This window comes from Streptomyces viridosporus, assembly GCF_002078235.1.
Lineage (GTDB): Bacteria > Actinomycetota > Actinomycetes > Streptomycetales > Streptomycetaceae > Streptomyces > Streptomyces viridosporus.
On sequence record NZ_MSGP01000117.1, the window covers coordinates 1 to 25,533 of the forward strand.

Below are 25,533 nucleotides of genomic sequence, written 5' to 3' on the forward strand. Positions count from 1 at the left end.
GCCCACCGGCTCGGCTGGTCCGTCTGACGACGCCGTCATCAGGCCCGAGCTCGGGCCAGCCACTACCGCCGACAAGCCGCGGATCAGACATGAAGATCACAATCTACGGCTGGGGTATCAGGCAGTGTTTGAGATGTGCAGTCCCAGTCCGCTCAGTCCGTCGGCTGCTTATCATGGTGGCCATGACTGCCCAGCCGCCGAAGCCCTCTCCGCGCCCTGCTCCGCCGGGAGAGCTCCGCGCCTCTCACGACGACCGGGAAGCAGTGGTGGAGCAGCTGCGCGATGCGGCAGCCGAGGGGCGAATCGACCTCGATGAGCTGGATTCGCGCCTGGAGCAGGCGCTGAAGTCCAAGACCTACGCCGAGTTGGCCGTCCTGACCGCCGACTTGCCGAGGATCAATTCCGCTGAGGATCTGCCGCCGCTGGTGCTCAAGGGCGGCATGTACGGCGCGTCTCGAGGCCCCGGGCGCTGGGATGTTCCCGGGCGCGTGATCGCTCGCGGAGGCTTGGGGGGTGTGAAGGTCGACTTCACCCGGGCCGAGTGCCGCCTCACGGAGGTCGCGGTGGAGGCGTACGGGGAGACAGCCGGTGTCACGATCGTCATCCCCGAGGGCTGGGCCGCGGACACCAGCGGCATGGATCCCGGCGTCGGCGGCCTGAGGGACAAGACCACTCCCGACCGGCTTCCGGGAACTCCGCTGATCCGGCTCACCGGCTCCGGCGGCATGGCGGGAGTGGTCATCCGCCACCCCAACCTCTGGGAACGGCGCAAGCTGCACAGCAACCCGACGCAGGGCTAGGGCGTGTTGCGAAAGTGGATCTTGGTCGTAAATGATCACGTCCTGTGGGGTGTGGTGACCTGACGAACGGCCAGTGGGCCCGGTTGGAGCCGTTGCTGCTGAGAGGCGTCAAGTCGGGCCGCCCACCAATGTGAACGCGGCGACAGCTGGTAGACGGCATACGGTGGCGGACCCGGACCGGCGCCCCATGGCGCGATGTGACGGAACGCTACGGTCCCTGAGATCTGGTCTACGACCTGTTCCGGCGCTGGCAGCGGGAAGGCACTTGGGATCGGATCGTCACCCGGCTCCAGGCCGAGGCGGCCGCGAAGGGCCTGATCACCTGGGGCGTGAACGTCGACTCCACCGTCTACCGGGCCCACCAGCATGCCGCCGGGGCGAGGAAAAAGAGGGCTGCTGATCCGGACCGGGCGACTCCCGGCGGCCTGGAGGCCGAGCCGGACGACCACGTGCTGGTCACTCGCGCGGCGGCCTGACCACCAAGATTCACCTGGCCGTCGACGTCTCGTTTCACGTCCTGGTCGCCGCGGTCACCGCTGGACAGCGGGCCGATGCCCCGGTGTTCACCGAGGCCATGGACCGCATCAGTGTTCCGCGGATTGGTGGCGGACATTCGCGCACCCGGCCTGCTCATGTCCTGGCCGACCGCACGTACTCCTCCCGCCGGATCCGCCAGTACCTGCGTCGCCGGCAGATCCCGCACACCATTCCGGAGAAGCGCGACCAGGCCTGGCACCGCCTTCGCAGGGGTTCGACCGGCGGCCGCCCGCCCGGCTTCGACCGTGAGTGATACAAGGCCAGGCACAAAGTCGAATGCCGGATTGGGCTCCTCGAACAGGCCAGAGGAGTCGCGACGCGCTACGAAAAACTCGCCGTCCGCTACAAAGTTACCGTCCAACTCGCCCTGGTACGCCAGGCGTTGTAACGACATCTCAAACACGGTCTAAATCGCCTCTCCGCCCACGCCACAAGCCCGCCCCGGCCGCCGGTCGGCCGGAGCGGGCTTGCGTTCTCGCGTGCTGAGGGTTGCCCGGCTCGGGCTCGTCTTCCGCGCGGTGGACACCGCCCACCACCGCCAGCCTTTCGGGAGTCCGCCGTGTTCCACGTTCCGCCGCAGTATGCCGCCGCCCTCGAGCGGGCCGAGGCCGCCCTCGCGGCCCGCTTTCCCTACCACGTCCCCGGCGTGCGGGACGGATGGCGCATCCTGATCCTCTCGGAGAGGCCGATCGTGGTGGGTGACCTGAAGGAGAAGATCGACGCCGACCCCCGAGCAGGAAGCCAAGCGCATCGAACTCGCGCAGGCGCTGGCCGCCGCCGGTCTGGCCGTGACCCTTCCCCCGGACGCGTACAGGGGGCTCTTCGCCGAGATCCCCGCCGACCACACCAGTCCCCGCTACACCGTGCAGACCCGGGCTCCACACGCCTACCTGCGCCGGCGCAACGCCCACGCCCGCCACCGCGACGTCCTGGCCGCCGAACGCAAGGAACGCGCCCGCATCCGCAGCGAGAAAGGCATCCGCTGGGGTGGGCGGCCGTTGAAGGCGGCGTAACCAGCCGCGAGCGGTGATCTCTGCGGGCTCATTGATTCCGAGCCCGGTCAAGGCGCTCCCGTCAGCCGTTCCAAAGTGGCTGCTGCTACCAGGGCTCCCCTGCGGAGGGGGCGAGGTCCGCCTCCCCATACCATTTCGGCTCACGCCCGTTGACGAAGAGGGCTCTCCCGGAAGGACGGCACTGATCGTCTCCTCCTGGAATTCTTCATCGGTGAGCAGTCTGCGCAGGAACTCCGCCATTCCGAAGGAGTGGACCTGGAAGTGGGGGTTCGTGTGCCGCCCGCACACGAGCACGGGCCCCAGGTCGGGATCGTCGCCCGTGGTCAGCCGGCAATAGATGTCTGCGCCACTGGTGTCGCCCGGGCCAGAGTGGAGTCCGGGTCCACGTCGAGGGCCGCCCTGCCGCCCGGCGAACCATCCGGGTCGGAGCACTAGCGATCGCTACTCGGGGATCTGGGTAAACTGCTGGCAGCTGGGTCCTCGCCGGGCAAAGATACAGCCATGCGCTATGCCAACACCGACCCCGAGCTGATGGATCTGGTCCGACGATTCGTCACGCCCGGCCGGCGGTACCTGCGGCTGGGGGGAAGCTCGCTGCGGTTGAGCGGGCCTGAGCGCGACCTGTTCGTGGAGGAGCTGGTCCAGGCTGCCGGGGAGATCACTCCCGCTGAGCTCAACATCCTTTTCGAAGGCGGTTGGCGAGAGCGTAAGACTGCCTCCTGGCTGGTTGCTGTAGCCGGCAGGACCGAGTTCCGCAGCCGCATCGGCGAACTCCTGCTGGCCAGCGGAGGCCCCTACGGCGGGGCCTACTGCATCACTCTTGCCACCTTCGGCACCAGCGCGGACGCCGACCTGGTCTGCAGGTACCTTGATCGCTACTTGCCTCAACCCGACCTCGTCTACGACCAGACCTTTGCTCTCAGCACACTGCTTCACCTCGATGCCGTCCTTGGGGCCGAACGAGCATCCCCATACCTTGCTGCCGGTGGCCTGTGGCAGCAGTGGACCGGTGCCACGCCGAACATGGTGCGGGATCCGCAGGAGTACCGGCAGGTCGTGGCCCAACTCTGTTCCTTCGCCGGCGAGTGCGCTGAACTCTTTGCCAGAATGGGTTCTGGCACAACTTCCGTGCAACGGCCACTGTGAGTGACGGCTGAGTACTCCCGGGCGCCTTCGGAGTCACCCGAAAATGAGCCGTGGTCAAGGTGGTTGGCCTGACAGTTCGGGGCCGTGGAAGAGGTCGTGCTCCGTCTGGAGGAGTTGTTGTTCCCGTCGATCGCGGACGTCGCGGTGTTGTCGGTGGACGCGGGTATCGAGATCGTGCGCGTCGACGCGCAGTGCACCACGGCTGGCGCCACCTGTCCGGAATGCGGAGCCTGGTCGCCCCGGGTCCATAGCTCCTGCCTGCGGTTTCCCGCGGACGCTCCGAGCGCCGAGCGGAGCGCGGTACTCCATTTCCGGGTCCGGGGGTCGCGGTGGACCGGATGAGCCGGCGGCTGCGGCCGGGGACCTGCGCGCCTCCGCTGGCGGGTGGATCACCGTCCGTCCCGGCCGTGGGGTTCGGTCTGTGCCTCACGGATGGACGGGGCCGTGGCGGCGTTTACGACAGTGCGGTGGCCGTGCGAGTGTCCTGCGTCCAAGCTCCGGTATCGCGCATGGACCTCGAGTCGGCCGGTGTGGATCCGTCAAGGGCAGATCGAGCTGCGTGACGACTGTGCCGGGGCGGCCCTGTGCCGGATGGATCCCGCTCCGGGCGGTTCCGCCGGTTTCCGGTTCCGACCGTCGCGGAGCGTCTGGTGCGTCGGCGCCGCCGACCCTACTGTAGCCGGGGGAGCCGAGGCCGTCCGGGAGCCCTGCGCGGACACTGCCGACCAGTACTTCGTCGTCCGGGCGGACTGAGTGGTCAGCCGTGCAGTGAGCGGTGGACGGCGACCGCCCCGGGGAGTGCAGAGGGATGCTGCCCGTTCCGATGTGGCCGTGGATGCCGAGGAGCCGGTCACCGGACGGCGCCGTCGGGGCGAGCGCGTTCGCGGGAGGGGATGCCGCCGTGGACCGGTCGCAGTCTCGGCCGGGGCGTGGAGTCCTGTCGAACGCGGTGCCATCCGAGCGGATATCCGTACCCGTCCCTACGAACGAGAGGGCAGCGTCATGGACATCATCGATCTCGCCGCACTGGGCGAGTCCTTCACCCGCGACCCTTACCCCGTGTACGCCGGATTGCGGGCCCGGGGCGCGGTGCACCGCATCCGGATACCGGAAGGGGGAGCGGAAGCCTGGCTGGTTGTCGGATACGAGGCCGGGCGTGCCGCACTCGCCGACCCCGGGCTCTCGAAGGACTGGGGCAAGGCATCTCCCTCCCTGCCGCTGGGCTCCGTCTCCTCCGGCCCGCACATGCTCAGGGCCGACCCTCCGGACCACACGCGGCTGCGCAAACTGGTCGCCCGGGAGTTCACCGCGCGCCGGGTGCAGGAACTCGCCCCGCGCATCCAGGAGACCGCCGACGTGCTGCTGGACCGGATGCTCGTCGCCCCCGGTGGGCGCGCCGACCTTGTCGAGGCGCTGTCCTTCCCGTTGCCGATATCCGTGATCTGTGAACTCCTCGGCGTACCGGACCTGGACCGTGAGTCCTTCAGGACCTGGTCGAACGATGCTCTCGGTGCCACCGATCCCGAAGAGCGCACGGCCGCGGCGAGTTCGATGGCGCGGTACATGGCGGACCTGGTGGAGGGCAAGCGGAAACGGCCCGGCGACGACCTCTTGAGTGCGCTGATCCACGACTCCGACGAGGACGGCGACCGGCTGTCTGGGGAGGAACTCCTGGGTATGGCCTGGCTGCTACTCGTGGCCGGCCATGAGACCACCGTGAACCTCATCTCCAACGGCGTCCTCGCCCTGCTCACCCACCCGCGTCAACTGGCCGCCCTGCGCGAGGACCTCTCCCTGACCGACGCCGCGGTCGAAGAGATGCTCCGCTACGAGGGTCCTGTGGAGACCCCCACGTTCCGCTTCACCACCGGGCCGGTGACGATCGGTGACACGGTCATTCCCGGGGGCGGTGAACTCGTTCTGATCGCGATGGCCGACGCCAACCGCGACCCCGCCCGCTTTCCCGTCCCCGACCGCTTCGACATTTTCCGTGATGCCCGCGGCCATGTGGCGTTCGGCCATGGCATCCACCACTGCCTGGGAGCCCCACTGGCTCGCTTGGAGGCGCGGATCGCCGTCAGGACGCTGCTGGAACGCTGCCCTAACCTGACCTTGGACATCCACCCAGCGGCGATCACCTGGCGGCCGGGGATGATGATCCGCGGTCCGCGCAGCCTGCCCGTGCGTTTCAGCGGGTAGGTCGACGGCGCAGGCGGACCGTCCGGGTCCGCCGGAGGCCTCTGTTGCCTTTGCAGGGCTGCGCGACGGAACCTTCGGCGTCCGGGTCCGAAACCTGTCGGCCGTCCGGTCGAAGGCCGGGACGACTGGACGGCGGTGGGTCCTTTGCAGCCGGCATGCCGCAGGGGCGGCTGGTGCCGGGGACGGCCGGTGTCGGAGCCGCTTCTGCTCGCCGGTCTCGGCAGCGACTGTTCACGGCTCCGGGAGGCGCCGTGGCTGCGCCGTGTTCGATGTTCACGAGAAGCGACGGCGTCTCAGTGCCGTCCGGCGGGTGGAGGTGTCACCGGGTGGGAGAAAGCGGGGTGGGCGGTCCGGCCGCGGCGGGACGGCATCCGGCTGGGGGCGAGACGCTCGAGCGGCGTGCACCTGCGGTGGGTACGCGTCGCCCGCGCGCATGTTTTGGTGCTGCGGGTAGTCGGGCGGGTCCAGCAGGTACAGGGGTTGCTTCGGCGGTGGCGTGCTGGGGCGGGAGCCAGGAGCCAGGAGCCGGGAGCCGGGAGCGCCGTTTTGCCGGCGGTGCGCGCGAATGGGAGACGGGGACGGCTCCCGGTTCCGGGTGTCGCCCGGCAAGTCGGCGGAAGTCGTCCTGGCTGTGTCTTGCCTGCTGCGACTGGGGTAGAGTGGATCTTGAGCATGCCGCCGGGTTCGCCGGTGGTGGGCTGTGCGTTGGTGGTCCAAGGAAAGACGCCCCGCTTCCTACGGGGAGATGCAGGTGCAAGGCCTGCCCGGCGCTCCATGAGGAGGACCCCCGGCCCTGAACAGCAGGGCCGGGGGTCTTTTTCATGTCCGCCCGCCGGGATGTTCGGCCGAAGTCGTCGCGGTGGATCCCCGTCGAGCGGGCCCGGTCGTTGAGGCCGGAGCCGCGCAGGTCGTGGACGGAGCCGCCGCTGCGGGTCACGCACACCCGCCGGCCGGAGCAGGTGCGCTTCTCAATGCAAGCGGGCGGTGCGGGCGGAGTTGCTGCGGGCCTGCGCTGCTGCAGAAACGCACCAGTGCGGATCCGTCATCTTCCGACGGGTGCCGGTGCCGGGCAGCCCGCCCTACCGGTTTCTCGTCAGGCGGGATCCTTCGGGCGTGCGGCGGTAGAGCACCGACCGGCCGGACCGGGCGCGGGTGACGAGGCCGGCCCGGTGCAGTACGCCGAGGTGGTACGAGACTGTGGCGAAGCTGAGGAAGTGACGTGCCGCTCGTTGCGTGGTGGAGGCCGGTTGCGTCAGAGCGGCGAGCAGTCCCGCACGGGTGGGACCGAACAGCCGGACCGTCTCGGCGGAGGAGGCTGCCGGCGCGATGGCGCCGGTGTGGGGGTGTAGAAGACCGAGGCGCCCTGCTTGGTGCGCTGGGCTTGGCTCTTGGCCACGAGTCCTTCGAGCGCGACGCGGACGGCCTTGGTCCTGATGCCGCGCTCTCCGCTCGCTTCGGGAGTCACTGGGACGGTGTGAAGGGCGGGACGGACACCGTACCGTCCTCGCCCACGACGATCCGCTCGGCGAGCTGGGCCAGGACCTGAGAGGGAGACAGCCCCGCCCGGTAGGCCACCGTCTGGACCAGCCGACTGGGCGCGGCGGACAACCGGACCTCCGCTCGCAGTTCATCCGCTCCCTCCCGCCCCTGTTCCTCGAAGTCATCCTGTGTCGCAAGCGCACCAGCAAGCCGTTCCTCACGCTCGCGAGCCCACACCGAGCCCTGAACATCCTGCTCCGGCTCGTACACGCTCCAACCGAGCGCAGTCATCAAATCCCTGACGCGCTGCCACTCGGCGTGTTTGGCCAACCAGATGACAGCCAACCGCTCCCGGTCCATCTCGAACGCGTAGAAGGAACCGTTCCCCCTCAACCGCTCCGCGGTCTCCCGCTCACGGACAGCGGCCTCCGCGACCTTCTCCGCAACGGCGGCGACATCCAGGCCACTCGCCTGACGCCGGACCTCATCCCGCGCCACGTCCTGAGCACTCCACATGCGTTTTCCCTTTTCCGAAAAGCGCGGGCATCTGGACCCGCATCCGACAAATCCGTTAACGATCACTAGGTGAGCGAAGCGCTGACCTGGGAGTCTAGTGATCGTTTCAGGACTCGCGACTATGGTGCGGTGCGTCTCTGAGCTGGGGTTTTCGTGGAGCTGCGGTAGCTGGAGAGGTCTTGACGTGCAAGTTCAGTGATCGAGCCTTTTCCACCTTCACTCTGAGCTGGTCAGATGAAGGGTGAGGACGGCCTGCTCGACGAGGGCCCGGATCTTTACGTGGGACCGGCTCACCGCCTGCTGGCCTACGAAGAGGGCCTCCCACCGCCTCCAGCACGGGATGCGGACCGTGTTGGGGGCCCCCCGATAACCCTTTGTCGGCCCAGCACCGGAGGCCGGCCCCGACGGTGCCGTGGGCACGGGCCGCGCGGACGTCGTGGACGGCGCCGGGCAGGGCCGCAACAGCCGGCCGAAGGGATCCGCGACGACCTGCACGTTCATCCCGTGTCTCTTGTGTTCGCCGGAGCAGCACGGCCGGTCCGCGGCGATGCGGTCGATCGGCAGCAGCGTGCCGTCCAGGATCAGATACGCCTTCACCGAAGCGGCCCCCAACGCGTCGATGGGGCCGGGCGCGAGGGTGGCCAGGAGCTGGACAGTCTCGGTGACATGGCGGTAGGCCCTCGTGGCTGCGACGCCGAACCCGGTCGTGATCTGGGCCTGTGTGTGCCCCACCCGCAGATGGGTGAGTGCCGGCAGGCCTGGCGGCCGGCGCTCAGGCGCCGCCAACGGGAACCGATCGCACGGTGGTGCCGCCACACCTGCTGCGTGAGGAAGCGGAGGGCAGAGCCGGGTACGTCGACGCGATGGGGTTTCCCCTGCTCGGGGGCACCTCCCAGCGGTAGCCGGGGGAGAAGCCGAGAGCTTGGGGAAGGTAGACAAGCATGTGAAGCCTCTCGTGGGGATGGCTCTCTTGGTCGAAAACCCGTCTACCAGGGACTTCACCACGTTGTCAGCACAACTGCCGAACTTCAGAGGCGGGTTGGAAAGGGGTCACTGTCTGCGCCCCGGCTTGTAGGGGAGCTGCCGGGGCATACGGGCTTCAACCGTCCGAGAGGAGCCTGCTCATGCTTGGCATAGTGGCCGCGGTGCTGTTCTTCTTCGCTTTTTTGATCAACGCTGCGGACATTGGCACCAACGATGTGTTCTCTTCGACGAATGTGATGCTACTGGGACTGACCGCCCTGGCCCTGCATGTGGCGGGAATCGGTGCTGGCTGGGCTTCCAGGAGCCGACGCTGACCCTGGACCCCTCAGTCGGCGGTGCGGCGCGCAAGCCGAGTTCGGTGCTCGGGTGGCGGCAGGCGACCCGCCGGGTGGTCCCATCGGCCCTGCCGCCGGCAGACGGGGGCGAGTGACGAAAGAACGCCCGCCCACGTTTCAGCGGCTGGCGTCTTCGGGGCGTTTCTCGGCCTGGGCGGCAGCCGTGGGCTCCGGCGCGGCGGGGGCGGTATAGAAGATCGAGACGCCCTGCTTGGTGCGCTGGACTTGGCTCTTGGCCACGAGTCCTTCGAGCGCGACGCGGACGCCCTTGGTCTTGATGTCGCGCTCGGGATGCGCCTGGCCGAGCGCGGCGGAGGTCTCCGCAGCCGAGCGCGGTTCGCTCTGCTGTGCGAGGTGGTGGCGGATGAGGTCGACCAGGGCGGGCCGGGCCGTCTTCGCGGTGCCTGACGCCTTGGTCGCGGTTTTCCCGGCGGCGGCCTTCCTCGCGGCTCGCTTGCCGGGCTCGGCGGCCGCCGCCTTCCGGGGAGAGGACAGGGCGGCACTGTCGGACCCGGCTGCGGGCTTGGCCGGCGCCATGGTGATGCCGAGTACCTGCTGCATGGTCACCAGCACGGTGTGGTCCTGCTCAGGGCAGTCAACCACTCCTGAAGAGCGGTGATTTCCACCCTGATGCGCTCCTGCTCCTTGATGTTGCGCTCAAGGTCGCCGGTCACCCGAGCACGGTATTGCGACGCCAGTTCGGTGGCGGGGGCTGGGTTTGTGGCATGACAGGGCCTTTCGTCGGCTCGCCGGTCACGCCGCCGGCCCCTGGGCCGGCTGGCGTGGGGGACTCGCCGCGGCGGCCGAGGTCACGGGTGCGCTTCGCGGGTGCAGCGTGACCGCCCGACCTCCTCGAGGAACAACTTGTCAGCAGTTATGGGGGAAGCTCAGCCCCGGAGGCGGCGTGGCGCGCAGTTCCCTCACCAAGGCACGCACAACAGCGGTTCCGGCCAGCTGGGACGTGGTGACGTAGCCGACCTGGCGCGTCGGGCGCTCGGGGCCGAGATCGACGATCCCGACCGAGTTCGGTGCTCCGGCCAGGGAGAGTGCGGGCATGATCGCCATTCCGTGGCCTCCGCTCACCAGGGAGAGCACCGCTCCGTCGTCCTCGGCCTCGACGGTCGCCTTCGGGATCCACTCCTGTGCGGCCCACCAGTCGCGGGTGTACGAGCTGCAGTTCTCGGCCCAGTCGACCAACGGCAGCGAGCGCGGGGCATTGTGTTCCGCCGTGTGCACGAGGGCATACGGTTCCTCGAAGAGCCCGTTCGCGACCAGGCCCGGTGGGAGGGGTACGGAACCACCCAGTGTGGCGATGGCTATGTCGGCTTTTCCGTCGGATACCTCACCGGCGCTGCCGCGCCCCACCTCGCGTACGATCCGCACCTGCGGCTCGACCCCGGGATGCCGGGCGCGCAGCCGTTGAAGGACGGGTGGCAGCAGGTGGAGAGCCGCGCTGCGGAAGGCCACGATCCGCAGTGGCCCCTCCGGCACGTCGGGCCGGACCGCGCCGCGCGCCTCGGCGGTGAGGATGTCCAGCAGGCGCAGGATGCGGCGGGCGTATGCCACAGCCTTCTCCCCGGCAGGGGTGGGGCGGGCGCCGGCACGGCCGCGTTCGAAGAGCACGGCACCGGTCTTGCGCTCGCTGCTGCGAATCGAGTGTGAGACCGCGGACTGAGTCAGCCCCAGCGTTCCGGCCGCGGCGGAGAAGCCGCCGGTGTCCGCGACCGCCACCAGCACTCGAAGTTCGTGCGGGGCGAGATCGGAGTCGGTTGTGCGGGCCACGGGTCGCTCACCTCAATGTATGAGAACTGCTCATGGAACGGGATGTCGCATGAGCCCAACCGGCTGCCCACCGGGCGCATTCCCGCCCTACGGTCCAGTCATGAACCACACCGCGCTCACCGTGCACCAGATCACCCGCCCTCACGGCTTCCCCACCGCCGAGCACTTCACCTTCGTCGAGTCCACGATTCCGGATCCCGCAGCCGGGAGCGCACTGGTCGAAAACCTCTACTGGTCCGTCGACCCGTATCACCGCGAGATGATGGACGACGTGCCCGGCGGCTTCGCACTCGGCGCCCCGCTGGAGGGCCGTACCATCGGGCGAGTGATCGCCTCGCGCACGCCCCGGCTGGCCGAGGGCGACATCGTGTTCCACCGGCAGGGCTGGCGCACGCACACGGTGGTCACGCCTGAGGAGATCCGGCGGTTGCCCCTCTTCGACGGGGTGCCCCTGACCGCACACCTGGGCATCCTCGGTGGCACCGGCCTGACCGCCTATGTGGCTCTGACCCGGATCGCCCGGCTCCAGAAGGGTGAGAACCTGTTCGTATCAGCCGCCGCGGGTGGGGTCGGCACGGCCGCCGGGCGGTTCGCACGGCTGCTCGGCGCCGGCCTGCTCGTGGGCAGCACGGGCTCGGCGGCGAAGGCCGACCATCTCACGCGGGAGGTCGGCTACGACGCGGTCTTCGACTACCACGACGGGCCCGCCGCCGACCTGCTCGGCAAGGCCGCGCCGGACGGCATCGACGTGTTCGTCGACAACGTCGGCGGTGAGCAACTGGCCGCCGCAGTAGGAACGCTGCGCGAGTTCGGGCGCATCGTCCGCGTCGGCACGATCAGCCAGTACAACACCCCCCACGCGCCGCTGCCGCGCTTCGACTACGCGGACATCGTGGAGAAGAGCCTTCGCATGGAGGGGTTCCTGGTCAGCAACTACCGCGAGGTGCAGGAGGAACTGTACGAGTTCGCGGTGCCGCATCTGCAGAGCGGGCGGCTCGCTCTGGACGAGACGGTGGTGGACGGGTTCGACCACATCGTGGACGCGTTCCTGGGAATGCTGCGCGGCCGGAACACCGGGAAGATCATCGTGCGGGACCAGACGCAAGCCCCGTACGTGAGCTGACCAGGCCGTCTCTTTCGGATCTTGCATGATGACCGGCATGAACACGGAAGTCTGTGACCCAGCCGAGTTGGCCGCCCTCCACGAGATCTTTGCGTCCCGTCCCGAGCCGCTGCCGCCAATCGGCTCGGATGCGGTGCGGTCCTTCGAGGCGGAGCACGGCATCGTGCTTCCGGAGCCGTATCGCACATTCGTGGCAGAGGTCTGCGACGGACTGCGCGCGGGACCGCCCTACTACGGCCTGCTGCCCTCGAGCAAACGCCCTCGAACTGGGGCTCGGGCCGCCCCGAGCGCCTACTTGCCGAACCTTTTCCTCTCACGGCGGCGTGGCTGTGGGAGGCGGAGGGCGACGAGACGGCGCTGTCCGGGCGGGGGTTCGAAGACCGGATAGCCTCCGTGTACGACCACGGCTCACTGCTGTTGGGCACCGACGGCTGCGGCATGTACTGGCACCTGATCGTCACCGGTCCGCAGCGCGGTTACGTCTGGCTGACCGACGAGAACGGCGCGATACCTTTCGGCACCCGGCCGGGTACCTGCCTGATGCCGGGCACGCCCGGTTTCTTGGGGTGGGTGACCCGCTGGGCCCAGGGCTGCTCCTGGTTCGCGGATGCCCAGCCAATGCCATTCCCGGTGGTGGTGCTGTTCGTTGCGGTCGTCTTCAACCGCGGCCGGATACCAACCGCAGGGCAACTCACCGATTTGATCATCCCTCGATGAGGCCGGAGAGCCATGCGGCGTGAACCCCACTTCAGCCGACGAGCCCGGTCCTGCTGCTCCCAACGGGTCGCGCGTCCTTGCGAACGTCCGTACCCGGCGGCCAGGGTCGGCAGCAGGGTCTGGCGTCAGGCCGGGGGGTTCATGGCGGTGTGGGCATCGGCTCGGGCAGCACCCAGGACATGTTCTGATGCCTTCTACGTGCCCCGTGAAGCCACCCAGGGTGTCGGGCACCGGTGAAACGTGTGTGAGCGGTCAGGGAGCCAGGGCTTCGTGGAGGGTGGGGTGGCATTTGATGATGTCGTCGATGCCGACGAGCTGCAGGACCCGCAGGACGGAGTCGGTGGGTGCGGCCAGGCGGAGCCAGCCGCAGGCCTCGGTGACGGCCCGGTGGGCGGCGATGAGGATGTTGATGCCGCTGGAGTCCATGAAGGTGACCTGACGCATGTCGATCACGATGCGGGGCCGGGCGGTGTCGGTGACGTCCAGGGCGTGGCGCAGCTGGTCGCCGGTGTGGTGGTCGATCTCCCCGGCCAGGGTCAGCACGCGGATGCCGTCCGTGGTGGTGGTCATGACCGACAGTCCGCCGACCTGTTCGGCTTGCCCGGTGTCCGTCATTCGTTCCTCAGCCATTCGGTGATACTTGCACACCAAGACCTTCGGCCCGAAGTGCTGCCCTGCACGTCCGGGCGATGCTGCTGTGCCGGTGGGGAGCCGGCGCAGGGGAGTGGAGCGTGTACCGCGCGGGCGCGGGTACGCGCGGGGGTGTGAACGGGGCAGCGAAAGCGGGCCGTGATGGAACCAGTCCCGGTGAATGAGGACGGCACCGCACCAGACGAGCAGACCATACAGATCACGGTGGCCCTGGAAGGCGACGGCACGGACATCGCCCACGCCCGCCACCTGGCAGCGCAGTTCCTCACCCGGGTGCAGGCCGAGCACGGCCTGCCGGTCTCGCAGCGCGCCGTGGACCTGACCCAGCTGGTGGTCAGCGAACTGGTCACCAACGCCCGCAAGTACGCGCCCGGCCCGGTGCTGCTGGACCTGCGGATCGCCGGGGACCTGGTGGAGGTGGCGGTGTGGGACTCCGAGCCGGTACTGCCCATCGCCCGGGCCGCGGACGCGGGCCGGGTCGGGCAGCACGGGCTGGAGATCGTGATGGCCGTCGCCCAGGGCTTCGAGGCGCAGCGGGAGCCGGTCGGCAAACGCATCACCGTTCGCATCGCCCTGCTGGACGACCCCGGCGGTCACATCGCCGGACGGGATCCCGTGTAGTGCGGCGCAGAGGCGTGGACGTGAGTCGGTGTCCCCCGGGCATTTTTCTGGTGCGGAGGTAGTTCATGAAACGCATCAGCCCCGAGGGCCTCATCGCAATTTTGGAGGACGTGGCGGCGTCCTATGCGCCAGGTGAACTCGCCTACTTGGCGTTGACCAGCAAGCCGGAGCTGACGGTGCGGGACCGGCTTGCTTGGGCGCTTCAGACACGGCTTGCCGGTGCTGTGGTGGCGCGCGAATGGAGGAACACGGTCGGCTGGATCGACCTGGCGGTGCTCGATACAGCGGGGGACTCACCGCGGGCTTTGCTGGAGTTGAAGGCGGCCTACACGTTCGACTTCGCAAGGCCCGACAGGCCATCCGCCATCAACTACCGCAACAAAATCATCGCTGATGCGGAGAAACTGCGCAGTACTGACGCCGTAAGCCATGACATGCAGCTCTACGTGCTGCTGCTGTTGACTCACCCTATGGGCATCCCTTCCGGCGGCACTGCCATCAAGTACCGTCCAGGGCTTTCGGCAGCACTGCGCGCCTATGGCCCAGAGCCCCTGCGTCACATGGCCGAGCACAGCGTCCGCGCCCTCCTGTCCTGTCTCGGTCCGATGCACCAAGGGACCTTGGAGGGCGGCACGGCGTTCGGCGTCCGGGTGACGATCGACTACTGGCTCATCGGGCCCCTGGCGACTGGCTGCCCAGAACCGGGCGCTTGAGGAGTGCGACTCAATCCGGCGCGGGAGGACCCCAGCTCGCCCGGTGCGACTCGACCGCAACCCTGGCGATCATTCTCCCTGAAGCTCAATTTCTGGGTTGTTCTGGACACTGGCTGGTCGAAGTCGTCGGCTGGGTACAGGAGGAACTGGCCCAGCGACACTCCCTGACGCTCGGCCCGACTCGCCACCGAATCGACCCGGAGCACGGGCCGGTGGAGGGGAACCCGCAGCAGTACCGGACGTCACTGCCGGCGGTCCAGGCTGCGCAACGGAGGACTGCGCACTGCGCAGCACGCGTCACGACACTGCGCAGCGCGCGACCGCGCCGAGTCGTGACGGTTCTTGGTCCCGGCGCCAAAGGCCGGTGTCCTGTAGCTGCGCAATCGCCTGCCCGGCACCGTGAGGCCGGGCAGGTCGGAACACCCCGCGCTGGCGGGGAGGACGTCGGCTGCCACCGCACCTCGACGCCCCGGGGCACCCCGGACAGCCCCTCGGGCCCGCTGACCGCCAGGCTCTCCACCGCCTCCCTGGGTAACGCCACTTTTCCGGCAGCCCGAAGCCGAGGCTGCGCCGCACGGCCCTGGCCAGGTCGGGCGTTGCGGGCGTCATGTGCGAGGGCGCGGTCGAACTCGATGAGGGCCTCCTCGTCCCGGTCGGAGTAGCAGAGGCGCCGGCCGTGGTAGGTGTGGGCCCAGCTTCTGGCCGTCGTGCCGAGTCGGCCGTGGGCAAGCAGAGCAGCGAGGCAGGCAAGGATGGGCTCGTCATCGGCGAGAGCGTCCCGCAAGCGTGTGGACCAGGTGAGCAGGGCGGCGTCCGCGGTGTCCTGGGCGGCTTGTTCCACGGTCTCGATCCACTGCCGCAGCACCGCGGTGTCCTGGCCCGCGGCATGCACCACCTGTTCAAGAGCGGAAGTCAGATGCGTTGTCGGATGCGCGCACAGCCGGCGGTACGTCTCATCCAGACGGTGTCGGCACCATTCAGCGTTTTCCCACCGCTTGGCCTCGGGAGCCGTTCCTCGACCGCAGCACGCCAGGCGGCATGCGTGTCTGCCAACCGCAGATGCGCCGAAGCCCAGCTTTGGGGAGAGTGGGTGCGCTGCTGCCGGACCAGGCTGGCGCGCACCACCGCGTGGTAGTGCTTGAAGCCCGAGACCGCTCCCCGTGTTCGGCTGCGCGCCTTGCGTGCCGTGCCCGGGGGGTCATCCGGCCCGTCCCGGCCGCCACCGGTACGCCCGAGGTGCGGGGCGGATTACGCCGCCAGCACCTCGCGCAGCCCGCGCACGGCGTGCTCCTGGTGATGCTGGGTTGGGATGGAGCGGGACAGGTCCAGTGCCCGGCGGTGGACGAGCTCGGTGCGGTAGGCGTCCGGGAGGCCGGACAGGACGGCGACGGTGCGCCGGCACGCCTCTTGGGTGTCGCCGTCGTGACGGGCGCAGGCGGCCGCGTCGATGGCCAGCAGGGAGCGGGTCATGGTGCTGGTCGGCGCGGACAGCTCGAGCGCCCGCTGCTGGCTCTCGCGAGCCCGCCGGGTATCGCCGAGCGCGGTGAGTGCGTGGCTGAGGTGGACGTGGTGCTTCTGCTCGCCGTGGGTGAGCCAGGTGTCGGCCCGCGCGTCGGCGTCGAGTCGCTCCATAAACGTGTCGGCGGCCGCAAGCGCCTGGCGAGCCTGTTCGGGCTGGCGAGACAGTGCGTAGGCTCGGGCGGCGACAGCGGCAGCCAACGTCGCCGCGGCGGTCGGCCGGGATCCGGCGAGTTGGCGGGCCTGCTCGGCAAGGACGGCTGCGGCCTGTGGGGCACCGTAGTTGAGTGGCACCATCGCCTCCCGGGCCAGCACCCATGCGTGCAGCTGTGGGTCGCCAGACTCCTTCGCGGCCGTGGACGCAGTGACGAACCAGGCACGGGCCTCCTTCCGCGCTCCGAGGTCGTGCAGCATGATGGCCGCCATTCCGGCCATCTGCCCGGCTGCGCGGCACACCCGCACCCGCGTGGACACCGGTTGCGGGCTGTCGAGGTAGGGTTGAAGATCGGCGAAGTCGACCACCAGGTCCGCCAGGGCCCGGGTCGGCGGCTGTCCGTGGTAGCCGTAGCCGTATGCCTCGGCAGCCGCTTCCAGCTCGTGCGACTGGCTCCTGCTGGGACTGCTGGCCGCCCGGCTGCGGCCCGGTCAGGTCCTCGTGGACGCCGGCTGCGGCACCGGAGGCGTCGGGTTGTGGCTTGCCCGTGCCCTGGATGCCCACCTGCACGGCTTCGACATTTCACTCGTCGCCGCCGCGCAGGCCACCGCCCGCAGCAGCCGCTTCGTCCCCGCCGGCCGGGCCGCCTTCCGCGTCGCCACCCTGGACGACACCGGCCTGCCCGACCGCAGCGCGCACGGCGCGGTGTGCGTGGACGCCCTCGCCCTCGCGACGGACCGGACGGCCGCAATGCGCGAACTCGGCCGCATCCTGGCACCCGGCGCCCGCCTGATCCTCACCCAGGCCCTGCGCAAGGGCGCCGCCCCTCGGTGGGAGGAGCAGGCCCGCGCCGCCGGGCTCGTCGTGGAACACGTCGACGAGCGGCCCGCCGAACCGGCGATGTGGGCACGGCTCTACCGGCTGTGGATCGACCACGCCGACGAGCTGCGACGCGAGCTGGGCGACGACCAGGCGCACAACATGCTGCACGAGGCACACCGGATGCTCCCCGCGCTCCCCGGACGCCGCGCGGTCCTGCTGACCCTGCACCGCCCCCGACGGAACCGGCGGCCCCCGGGGCAGCCGATACGATGACCCGGCCCGGTCCGCATCCCGCCGGCGACCGGCCCGCGACCAGCGAGAGGACCCCGCAGTGACCGAGCACCGCCCCGCCCGTGCGGCAGTGCTGTCGGCCGGGTCCTGGGGCACCGCCGTCGCCAAGATCCTCGCCGACGCCGGCAGCACCGTCGTCGTGCACGCCCGCCGCAGCGAGATCACCGACGCCATCAACGCGACGCACCGCAACCCGGCCTACTTCCCGGACGTCGAGCTGCCGCCTTCCCTGACGGCCACAACGGACCCGGCCGCCGCGCTGGACGGCGCCGACTACCTCGTGCTGTCCATCCCCGCCCAGGCCCTGCGGGACAGCCTCGCCGCATGGGCACCGCACATCGGGCCGGACACCGTGATCGTGTCGCTTATGAAGGGCATCGAACGGGACACCGGGCTACGGGCCAGCGAGGTCATCGCCGATGTGACCGGCGTGAGCACGGACCGGATCGTGGTGCTGTCGGGCCCGAACCTGGCCCGCGAGATCATGGCCGGGCAGCCCGCCGCCGCGACCGTCGCCTGCCTCGACGAGGCCGTCGCGCGCCGCTTCCAGCAGGCGTGTCACACCTCTTACTTCCGGCCCTACACCAGCACCGACGTGATCGGCTGCGAACTCGGCGGCGCGACCAAGAACGTCATCGCGCTGGCCACCGGCATCGCGCACGGCATGGGCCTGGGCGACAACGCGGCCGCCATGCTCATCACCCGCGGCCTGGCGGAGACGATCCGCCTCGCCACCGCGCTCGGTGCCCAGCCGACGACCCTCGCCGGCCTGTCCGGGCTGGGCGACCTAGTGGCCACCTGCACCTCCCCGCTGTCCCGCAACCGCACCTTCGGTACACACCTCGGGCGGGGCATGACCGTCCAGGAGGCCACCGCCGCCACCCGGCAGACCACCGAGGGCGTCGAATCGGCGGAGGCGATCCTCGCCCTGGCCCGCGCCCACAGCGTCGAGATGCCGATCACGGAGGCCATCTCCGCGCTGCTTCACGAGAAGGCCACGCTCGGCCAGGCCGCCGACGCGCTGATGCAGCGGTCCGCCAAGCCTGAGCACTGACCCCGGCACCCCGCCCCAGGGCGCACACCGCCCTTTTCATCCTCCCCTTTCCCGGAGGTCTTCGCCATGCCCGCATCCGTGCTGCCCGCTGCCCAGTTCGCCGTCACCGCCGCCCTGGTGGCGTGGATGGCCACCGGCTTCACCCGCCTGCCCGGCCGCTGGCTGCGCTGGAAGATGTTCTGCCGGGCCACGTTCACCATCGTCGTCACGCTCACCGGCACCAGGAACGGCCGCACTGAGCCGGTGAACGTCTACACCTATCTGTCCCCGGGGAGCTTCCTCTGGCGCTGCTGCTGGTCCTGGCCGGGGCCGCGATGGAGCTGCTGTACCTCAAGAGCCCCAACGCCGTGCGGTACACGCTGCTGACCGGCACCTGCCTGATGACCGCCGGTGACCTCGGCCAGGGGCTGAGCACCGGGCACGCGCCCAGCACGGCCAACACATGGACGCAGTGCCTGCTGGTGCTGGTCACCACGGACATCTACTGGAACAGTGCCTGGCAGAAACTCAAGTCCCCGCAATTCCGCACCGGCCTGTACCTCGCCCAGTGGATCCACACCCTCACCCAGCTCAGGCAGCAGCTGCCCTACCGGCGCCAGTACGCCGTCCCCGGCGTCGTCTGCCGCCTCATCGGCAACCTCACCCCCCGCGACATCCGCCTGTGGCGCCTGGCCGCGGCCGCCGTCATCGCGCTGGAGATCGTACTGACTCCCGCCCTGCTCATCCCGCAGACGATGCCGTACGCGGTCGCCGCCGGCATCGCCGTGCACGTGGCCTTCACCTGCCTCAAACCACGCCAGCTGATCACCTTCTCCGGCCTCACAACCGGCACGTACCTTGCCTTTGCTGCCTGACCTTCCCTCCGCAGACTGCCGGCCTTCTCCTGCATGCTGCGCCAGTTGCCGTCTTCGGCGTAGCCCATCATTTCCGAGAGCTTGAGCAGGACGTACGCGAAATCCTCCGCGAGCACGCCTTCCTTGCCTGTGGTACCGAGCAGTTCGGACAGCCGGGGCTCTTCGCTCCTCTTTCGCCCTTCACGCGAAGTGTGGTGGTTGTCCGGTCTGGCAGGACTACGCTGTTGAACGGGCCCGGATGCTGCATCCCCCGTCGGCATCCGGGCCGCCAGATACCGGCGGCGGCACGGGCAGCGACCGTGAAGTGAGCGCCGATGAGCGTGTCCTCGAGATCCTTCGGCGCCAGCCGGTTTCGTACGATCTGACGCAGCCACGTGGCCGGATCCTGGCCGCCACGCGCGGTCGCGGTGATGCGGTCCGGGGCGGCGTCGGTGAACGGCTCTCTCCTGGCCGTGACGGTGGCAGTGTCATCGGCGGGGAGGAGCGCGCATGGCCGCACCCACGGGACTGCGCGCATGTGGACCTGCCACCATGGGCGGCATGCGCACGGTGGGGATCGATCTGTCAGCCGACCGCTCGAAAACGGCGATGTCGGTGGTGGAGTGGGCGGACGGGATGGCCGCGGTCGGGCCACCCGCGCTCAAATGCACCGACGACCTGCTGATCAACGAACTCTCAGGGCTGCGTCCCGGCGACCAGGCAGGCGTCGACACACCGTTCGGGTGGCCGGCCGAGTTCGTGCGCGCGGTCGGGGCGCACCTCGCCGAGAACCCGTGGCCGGGCCGCGGCCAGGACAGTGAGCGCTACCGCAAGGACTACCTGCGGTACCGGCTCACGGACCGGATCGTGCGCGACCAGATCTACCCGGTCGCGCCCCCGCTTCCGGCTCCTTTCGACCGGATCGGCGCCATGGTGGCGCGGTGGGCACACCTGGAGGACGAGCTCAACCGCCGCGGCGTTCGCGTCGACCGGACGGGACGCGGGCCGATCGCCGAGGTGTACCCGAAGGCATCCAGGCACCGCTGGGAGCTTCTCGACGGCCCCCGGCGGATGGACGCCCTGCTCGCCGCCGCACCCTGGCTGCGGTGCGATGAGCCGACGGCGCACGCCTACGACGCGAGTGAGCATGCCTTCGACGCGCTGGTGTGCGCGCTGACGGCGCGTGCGGTGGCATGCGGTCTGACCGCCCGCCCCGAGGCGACGGAGCTCGACGAGGCCCGCATCGAGGGCTGGATCCACCTGCCGGTGCCGGGGTCGTTGGCGCTGTTGCCGCACCACGAAGACGTGGCTCCGATACACCGCTCGACCTGCGCCGGATGACCGGTCACTGCACGCGGCCGCAAGAAGCCGGGACAAGGAGTGCCTGGCCGTCCACGACTGGGTCGTCCCCGCACCCGCGGGGGTAGCTCCGGCTACAACATCCTCGTCCGGTCGGCGGACCGTCATGCAAGATCCAGGCTGGTACTCCAGTTGCAGTTCGCCATCCCTGCTGGTCAGAGGTGGCTTCTCGAGTCTATTCGGCTGTCGTGCCCTCGGGTGCCGGAAGGTCGTTACTTCCCTCGTCGCGGCGACGGTAGTGGCAGCGTTGCGCGGTGGCCTGGTGACGGCGGCGCCACCAGGGCCAGTTCAGCGCTTGATCGGCTTTCCGCCGGGGTGAAGGACGTCGTCATCCTGTCCGTCTCCTTCGAGCGCATCCCGGACGTGACCGTCCTCTTCCCGCCACCATCCCCGCGGTAGCGACAGACTTCCCGCTCGATGCCTCCGACGGGCCGGTGGACAGGGGCGCCGAAATATCCCGGGCTTCATCGGTGTTCCCGGATATGGGCACGCTCGGCATTCGGCGTGCCCGCGCCCGTACCGGTGTCTGTCTCTCCGAGAGGTCTGCTACCCGTGACTGTCCCGCTCTCCATCCTCGACCTGGCGCAGATAGGCGAGGGCGAAACCGCCGCCGACAGCTTCCAGGCCAGCGTGACCATGGCCCAGCACGCCGAGGAGTGGGGCTACCGGCGTATCTGGTATGCGGAACACCACAACATGCCGACCATCGCGTCCTCGGCGACCAGCGTGCTCATCGCGCACATCGCCGCGCACACGCGGACCATCCGCCTCGGCGCCGGCGGCATCATGCTGCCCAATCACGCACCGCTGCCGATCGCCGAACAGTTCGGAACCCTGGCGACGCTGCACCCCGGCCGCATCGACCTGGGCCTGGGCCGGGCACCGGGCAGCGACCAGCAGACGATGCGTGCGCTGCGCCGCGACCCCAGGTCGGCGGACACCTTCCCGCAGGACGTGCTGGAGCTGCAGGGCTACCTGGCAGGTGAGTCGCGCATCCCAGGTGTCGACGCCACACCGGGCAAGGGCACCGACGTGCCGTTGTACATTCTCGGTTCGTCCCTGTTCGGTGCGAGGCTCGCCGCCGCACTCGGGCTTCCGTACTCCTTCGCCTCCCACTTCGCCCCGAACGCGCTGCGGGACGCCGTCGCCCTCTACCGGCGCGAATTCCAGCCGTCGGCGCAACTGGACAAGCCGTACGTCATCGCCGGCGTCAACGTCATCGCGGCGGACACGACGGAAGACGCCCGGGAGCATCTCCATGCCACGAAGCGCCACCGCGTGACCCAGATGCTCGGCCGAGGCGGCCGGACGTTCACGCCGGAGGAGGCGGACATGATCCTCGAGACCCCCGCCGGACAGCAGGTTCTGCAAATGCTCCAGTACACCGCCGTCGGCAACCCCGCCGAGGTCAAGGATTACCTGGACCGCTTCACCGAGCTCGCCCAGGCGGACGAGCTGATCATCGTGTCCTCGGCCATCGACAGGAAGGCATGGCTGAGGTCGCTGGAGTTGCTGGCGGAAATCAGCGGACAGGCATCCGCCTGACGGGCCGAGGAGCTGTCGAAAAACAGCTCCTCGGTTCCGGGCACGGGTTCATCGGCTCAGCACGTGGTCGGCGATGGCGGCGAGTTGGTCGGCCGTGGTCACGGTGATGGCGCCGGCGGGAATGGTGCGGTCGAGGGCCTGAAGGACTCGGGTGGCCTTGCGGACGGCGCTCCGATCAGCGCCTTGGAGGTTCCCAGGAGTGCCGCGAGTGGCGGTTGGGGAACATCCCTGCGGGTCTGCGGGTCTTGAGGACGCCGAAGTTTCCCCGGCCCACGGCAGAGACAACGAGTCGGACGCGAGCCTGGCACCTGGACCTGCGCTTGCCGGTGACCTCGTCCGCGCTGGTCGGAGTCGGTGTGCGGGGTGTACGGGGTGTCGAGCGCGGTCGGTCGGGTCCGCGCCGTCGCGGGCTGTCGATCAACGCGGCATGAGGACCGACCGTGCTGTTGCGACCGGCCCACCTGGGCAGGGCGACGCGTTCGCCCTGCTGCGCCTGCTGCCGATGAGCGATCGGGACACGGATGTGGAGACCCTCGCCCTGCGCCACCAGCTGTCGGTGCCGGAGCGCCGACTCGGTGAGGAGAAGGTGCGGTTCAGCCCGAGCGGCCGGGCGTTCCCGGTGGCGCTGCCGTACCGGCTGCCGTCGGAGGTGCCACGCAGGCTGCGGCTGCCGGGCCGGATGAATGACGTTCTCGGCAGGAACAACGTTGCTGACCGATGTGGTCATCGGGGCAGGACCTCACGCCTCCGGCAGGGAGGCGGGCAGGGGTGTCAGGACGGTGTCAGGGCCGCGGAGTCGGCGGTGTGATCGGCGAGTGCGGCGGTCAGGGCGCGATCGCTGCCGGCGGTCGCGACGAGACTGAGCCCGACGGGGCCGACCGGGCTCCGCACTCCGGGCAGGGTCAGGACCGGCAGGCCCGCCACGCTTGCAGCGCAGATCAGCTGCACGGTCGCGGTACGCAGCGCCATGCCGGTGACGGCCGGGCCGGGCAGGGGAGCCGCCGTTGGGGCCGCCGGCTGTACGAGCGCGGTCCCGGGCGGGACCAGTTCGGCGAGCGTGCTCCGCGCCTGGCTCACGGTGTCCCGGGCCCACGCGAGGTATTCGACCGGCATGCCCTCGCCCGCAGCGATGGCGTCTGCGACGAGGGGCGAGACGGCCTCGCGGTGCGTCTTCAGCCAGCTGCCGTGCAGCTGCCACATCTCCACGGCTTGGAGGACACCCAGTGCCTCTGCCCACTCCTCGAGATGTGCGGCGCAGGTGCTGCTCCTCGGCTGCAGCGGGACGGCCAGCCGGTCCGCCCACGCGTGGGCCGCGTCTTGCAGCGGCAGACGCAGTGCCGGGCCCACCAGGTCGAACAGGTCCGTGGCCAGGAGCAGCCGTTTGATCGGCTGAGCGGGTCGCCGCGGGAGGAGCACGTCGGACACCCGGCTGAGCAGTCGCGGTGTCCGGGTGATCCAGCTCACGGTGTCGAACGAAGGTGCGAGACCGATCTGGCCGGTGTCCGGGACCAGACCGTGTGACGGCCGCAGGCTGTACAGCCCGCAGTAGGAGGTCGGCACCCGCACCGAGCCCGCCGTGTCAGTGCCCAGGCCGATGTCGGCCAGCCCCAGGGCGACGGCGCTGGCCGAGCCGCTCGAGGACCCTCCGGGGACCCGCCCGGGCGCCGCGGGATTCGGCGGCATCCCGTAGTGCGTGTTGAGCCCGGACAGGCCGTAGGCCAGCTCGTCGGCCCGTGCGATACCGGTGACGTCCGCCCCTGCCTGCAGCAGGGCCTGGACGGCCGCGGCGTGGGCGGACTCGATCGGCGCCTCGCGCAGCCATGCCGGATTTCCCGCCCCGATCGCATGGCCGGCGACAGCGAAGAGGTCCTTCACCGCGACCCGGGAGCCGGACAACACGCCCCCCTTGGGCGCCGCGACCAGCGGGTCACCGACAACACGCCAGACCGATGGGTCGATCTCCCCTGGAGCCGAGACGTCATCGCGGGGAGCGCTTGTCGTTCCACCGCTGTCGTGGCGAGGCGGGACCAGGAGCGGCACGTCGGCAACGGCAGGACTCGGCTGCTGGGCAGGCATGAATGACCTCTACGTGATCGGGAGGCAAGTGCGTACAACAGTTTGTACAGGATGGCCCCTGCTTGCAGCCCTTGCCGGTCGGGTCCAGGCTCATCAGCGCCATGCAGACGCACTTGAGCACCTCGGTCTCGTTCGGGAGGTGCCCACGGGCCCGGACGGCCCTGCGTGTGCGGGCGTCCACACTTTCGATCGCGTTCGTCGAGCAGATGACTTCACGGACCCCGACGTCGAAGGAGAGGAGGGGCACGAGCCCGGCCCAGGCGTCGGACCACAGCTTCACGATCGCCGGACACTTCCGGCCCCACGCCTCCTGGAGCTCCGGGAACCGCTCCATCGCCGCGTCCTCGTTCGGCGCGGTGCAAACGGGCGCAGCGCCTTGGCGACCTTGTCCCAGTCCTGGCGGGCCGCGTGACGGAAGCTGTTCCGCAGCAGGTGAACTCCACAAGTTTGGACAATCGTTCGAGGTCAGAGGGCCTCCACCGCATCGGGCAGGCCCTTCAGTCCGTCACAGACCAGCATGAGCACGTCGTCGATACCGCGGTTCTTCAGCTCGGTGAACACCTGCAGCCAGTACTTCGCGCCCTCGCCGCCGTCGCCGGCCCAGACCCCGGGACGTCCCGGGTACCTTCGGTGATCACGCCCATGACGACGTAGATCGGGCGGTTCGCGATCTGGCCGTCGCGGATCTTGACGTTGATGGCGTCCACGAACAGGACCGGAGAGACGCGGTCCAGCGGGTGGTTGGACCATTCCGCCATGCCCTCCACCACCTTGGCGGTGATCGTCGAGACGGTCTGCCGGGAGAGCTCCGCAGCCGTGGACATCGGCCAGGTGCGCGGAGATCTCCCCGTGCGTGAGCCCTTTCGCGGACAGCGACAGCGCTTTCTCGTCCACGCCGGTCAGGCGCCGCCGCTTCTTGACGAGCTGCGGCTCGAACCTGCCGGCCAGATCCCGGGGACCTCCTCGACCGGACCAACGTCGGTCAATACGGTCTTCGCCCGGGTTCCGTTCCTGCTGTTGCCGCTGTTACGGCCCTCGGCGTCGTGCTTCTCGTATCCGAGGCGACCGGTGATCTCGCCCTCCAGGGTGGGCTCCAGCACCCGCTTGGTCAGCATCTGCAACAGGCCGCCCTCGCCGGTCGGCTGCAGCCCCTCGGATCGGGCCCGGTCCACGAGGATCGCGACCGGCTGCTCATCCGACGCGGCCGGCACCGGCGTGACCGCCGGCTTTTCCACGGACTCCTGTTCGACAACGGTCTCGGTCAT

The 25,533-nt window shown here is 69.6% G+C and carries 20 protein-coding genes, 1 tRNA gene and 5 pseudogenes; 18 read left to right on the plus strand and 8 right to left on the minus strand.

From position 1 onward, the window contains the following. Positions 1-182: 182 nt before the first annotated feature. From B7L92_RS08620 to B7L92_RS08655, 6 genes and pseudogenes are all read left to right on the plus strand, one after another. On the plus strand, positions 183-800 hold the full coding sequence (locus B7L92_RS08620; RefSeq protein ID WP_081236891.1) for a DUF1707 SHOCT-like domain-containing protein: 618 nt from the start codon (positions 183-185) through the stop codon (positions 798-800). 44 nt (positions 801-844) lie between these two features. Next, a pseudogene (locus tag B7L92_RS08625) lies at positions 845-1,725 on the plus strand (IS5 family transposase). Between the two features lie 463 nt (positions 1,726-2,188). Beyond that, positions 2,189-2,350, plus strand: a pseudogene (locus B7L92_RS08630) (IS630 family transposase); the annotation flags it as partial. 501 nt (positions 2,351-2,851) lie between these two features. Then, complete coding sequence (locus B7L92_RS08635) at positions 2,852-3,496, plus strand: DUF6000 family protein (RefSeq protein ID WP_081236856.1); 645 nt, start codon at positions 2,852-2,854, stop codon at positions 3,494-3,496. Positions 3,497-4,498: 1,002 nt separating this feature from the next. Further along, positions 4,499-5,695: a cytochrome P450 family protein gene (locus tag B7L92_RS08650; protein ID WP_081236858.1), complete on the plus strand. Its 1,197-nt coding sequence runs from the start codon at positions 4,499-4,501 to the stop codon at positions 5,693-5,695. A gap of 702 nt (positions 5,696-6,397) precedes the next feature. Beyond that, positions 6,398-6,470 (plus strand) — tRNA-Gly (locus B7L92_RS08655). Between the two features lie 686 nt (positions 6,471-7,156). Here the strand turns inward: B7L92_RS08655 and B7L92_RS08670 are convergent. Together B7L92_RS08670 and B7L92_RS08675 are read right to left on the minus strand one after the other, a co-directional pair. After that, positions 7,157-7,690, minus strand: a complete 534-nt coding sequence (locus B7L92_RS08670) for a hypothetical protein (RefSeq protein ID WP_081236860.1) — start codon at positions 7,688-7,690, stop codon at positions 7,157-7,159. A gap of 237 nt (positions 7,691-7,927) precedes the next feature. Further along, a pseudogene (locus tag B7L92_RS08675) lies at positions 7,928-8,586 on the minus strand (transposase family protein); the annotation flags it as partial. 228 nt (positions 8,587-8,814) lie between these two features. On the opposite strand from B7L92_RS08675, the gene B7L92_RS41015 reads away from it, so the two are divergent. Beyond that, positions 8,815-8,988 (plus strand): hypothetical protein, encoded by a 174-nt coding sequence (locus B7L92_RS41015; protein WP_170102187.1) that lies wholly within the window; start codon positions 8,815-8,817, stop codon positions 8,986-8,988. Between the two features lie 138 nt (positions 8,989-9,126). Here B7L92_RS41015 and B7L92_RS08680 read toward each other — a convergent pair whose 3' ends face one another. Both B7L92_RS08680 and B7L92_RS08685 read right to left on the minus strand, forming a co-directional pair. Then, positions 9,127-9,582, minus strand: coding sequence for a hypothetical protein (locus B7L92_RS08680; protein WP_368656235.1), 456 nt, complete (start codon positions 9,580-9,582; stop codon positions 9,127-9,129). Positions 9,583-9,876: 294 nt separating this feature from the next. Beyond that, on the minus strand, positions 9,877-10,791 hold the full coding sequence (locus B7L92_RS08685) for a LysR family transcriptional regulator (RefSeq protein WP_081236862.1): 915 nt from the start codon (positions 10,789-10,791) through the stop codon (positions 9,877-9,879). A gap of 100 nt (positions 10,792-10,891) precedes the next feature. Here B7L92_RS08685 and B7L92_RS08690 point away from each other — a divergent pair, with 100 nt between their 5' ends. Together B7L92_RS08690 and B7L92_RS08695 are read left to right on the plus strand one after the other, a co-directional pair. Continuing rightward, entirely contained in the window at positions 10,892-11,914 is a 1,023-nt protein-coding gene (locus tag B7L92_RS08690; protein WP_081236863.1) for an MDR family NADP-dependent oxidoreductase, read from the plus strand. A 25-nt stretch (positions 11,915-11,939) separates the two neighbouring features. After that, positions 11,940-12,526, plus strand: a pseudogene (locus B7L92_RS08695) (SMI1/KNR4 family protein); the annotation flags it as partial. Positions 12,527-12,883: 357 nt separating this feature from the next. Here B7L92_RS08695 and B7L92_RS08700 read toward each other — a convergent pair. Continuing rightward, positions 12,884-13,261 (minus strand): STAS domain-containing protein, encoded by a 378-nt coding sequence (locus B7L92_RS08700; RefSeq protein WP_255310816.1) that lies wholly within the window; start codon positions 13,259-13,261, stop codon positions 12,884-12,886. Positions 13,262-13,423: 162 nt separating this feature from the next. Between B7L92_RS08700 and B7L92_RS08705 the strand changes: the two genes are divergently transcribed. Together B7L92_RS08705 and B7L92_RS08710 are read left to right on the plus strand one after the other, a co-directional pair. Next, the gene (locus tag B7L92_RS08705) at positions 13,424-13,903 is read left to right on the plus strand and encodes an ATP-binding protein (RefSeq protein WP_081236864.1); all 480 of its coding nucleotides are present in this window, start codon (positions 13,424-13,426) and stop codon (positions 13,901-13,903) included. A gap of 65 nt (positions 13,904-13,968) precedes the next feature. Continuing rightward, complete coding sequence (locus B7L92_RS08710) at positions 13,969-14,616, plus strand: hypothetical protein (protein ID WP_081236865.1); 648 nt, start codon at positions 13,969-13,971, stop codon at positions 14,614-14,616. A 1,248-nt stretch (positions 14,617-15,864) separates the two neighbouring features. Here B7L92_RS08710 and B7L92_RS08715 read toward each other — a convergent pair. Then, positions 15,865-16,728, minus strand: coding sequence for an NsdA family TPR-like regulatory protein (locus B7L92_RS08715; protein ID WP_497590777.1), 864 nt, complete (start codon positions 16,726-16,728; stop codon positions 15,865-15,867). Between the two features lie 19 nt (positions 16,729-16,747). On the opposite strand from B7L92_RS08715, the gene B7L92_RS08720 reads away from it, so the two are divergent. The 7 genes from B7L92_RS08720 (at position 16,748) to B7L92_RS08750 (ending at position 23,000) form a co-directional block, all read left to right on the plus strand. Then, a complete protein-coding gene (locus tag B7L92_RS08720; protein ID WP_255310826.1) occupies positions 16,748-17,383 on the plus strand; it encodes a class I SAM-dependent methyltransferase in 636 nt (211 codons plus the stop codon). A 58-nt stretch (positions 17,384-17,441) separates the two neighbouring features. After that, positions 17,442-18,455, plus strand: coding sequence for an NAD(P)H-dependent glycerol-3-phosphate dehydrogenase (locus tag B7L92_RS08725; protein ID WP_081236866.1), 1,014 nt, complete (start codon positions 17,442-17,444; stop codon positions 18,453-18,455). A gap of 66 nt (positions 18,456-18,521) precedes the next feature. Beyond that, positions 18,522-18,821, plus strand: a complete 300-nt coding sequence (locus tag B7L92_RS08730) for a hypothetical protein (protein WP_255310817.1) — start codon at positions 18,522-18,524, stop codon at positions 18,819-18,821. Continuing rightward, positions 18,770-19,309 (plus strand): hypothetical protein, encoded by a 540-nt coding sequence (locus B7L92_RS08735; protein ID WP_255310818.1) that lies wholly within the window; start codon positions 18,770-18,772, stop codon positions 19,307-19,309. The genes B7L92_RS08730 and B7L92_RS08735 overlap by 52 nt, the downstream gene beginning before the upstream one ends. Before the next feature lie 489 nt (positions 19,310-19,798). Continuing rightward, positions 19,799-20,629 carry a DUF429 domain-containing protein gene (locus B7L92_RS08740; RefSeq protein ID WP_255310819.1) on the plus strand — a complete coding sequence of 277 codons (831 nt, stop codon included), beginning with the start codon at positions 19,799-19,801 and terminating at the stop codon, positions 20,627-20,629. A gap of 570 nt (positions 20,630-21,199) precedes the next feature. Then, positions 21,200-22,192, plus strand: a complete 993-nt coding sequence (locus B7L92_RS08745) for an LLM class flavin-dependent oxidoreductase (RefSeq protein ID WP_081236867.1) — start codon at positions 21,200-21,202, stop codon at positions 22,190-22,192. 427 nt (positions 22,193-22,619) lie between these two features. Next, positions 22,620-23,000, plus strand: a complete 381-nt coding sequence (locus B7L92_RS08750) for a hypothetical protein (RefSeq protein WP_255310820.1) — start codon at positions 22,620-22,622, stop codon at positions 22,998-23,000. On the opposite strand, the gene B7L92_RS08755 is transcribed toward B7L92_RS08750, so the two are convergent. Both B7L92_RS08755 and B7L92_RS43630 read right to left on the minus strand, forming a co-directional pair. Continuing rightward, on the minus strand, positions 22,964-24,091 hold the full coding sequence (locus B7L92_RS08755) for an amidase family protein (RefSeq protein ID WP_255310821.1): 1,128 nt from the start codon (positions 24,089-24,091) through the stop codon (positions 22,964-22,966). The genes B7L92_RS08750 and B7L92_RS08755 overlap by 37 nt on opposite strands. A gap of 244 nt (positions 24,092-24,335) precedes the next feature. Then, positions 24,336-25,533, minus strand: a pseudogene (locus tag B7L92_RS43630) (IS256 family transposase); the annotation flags it as partial.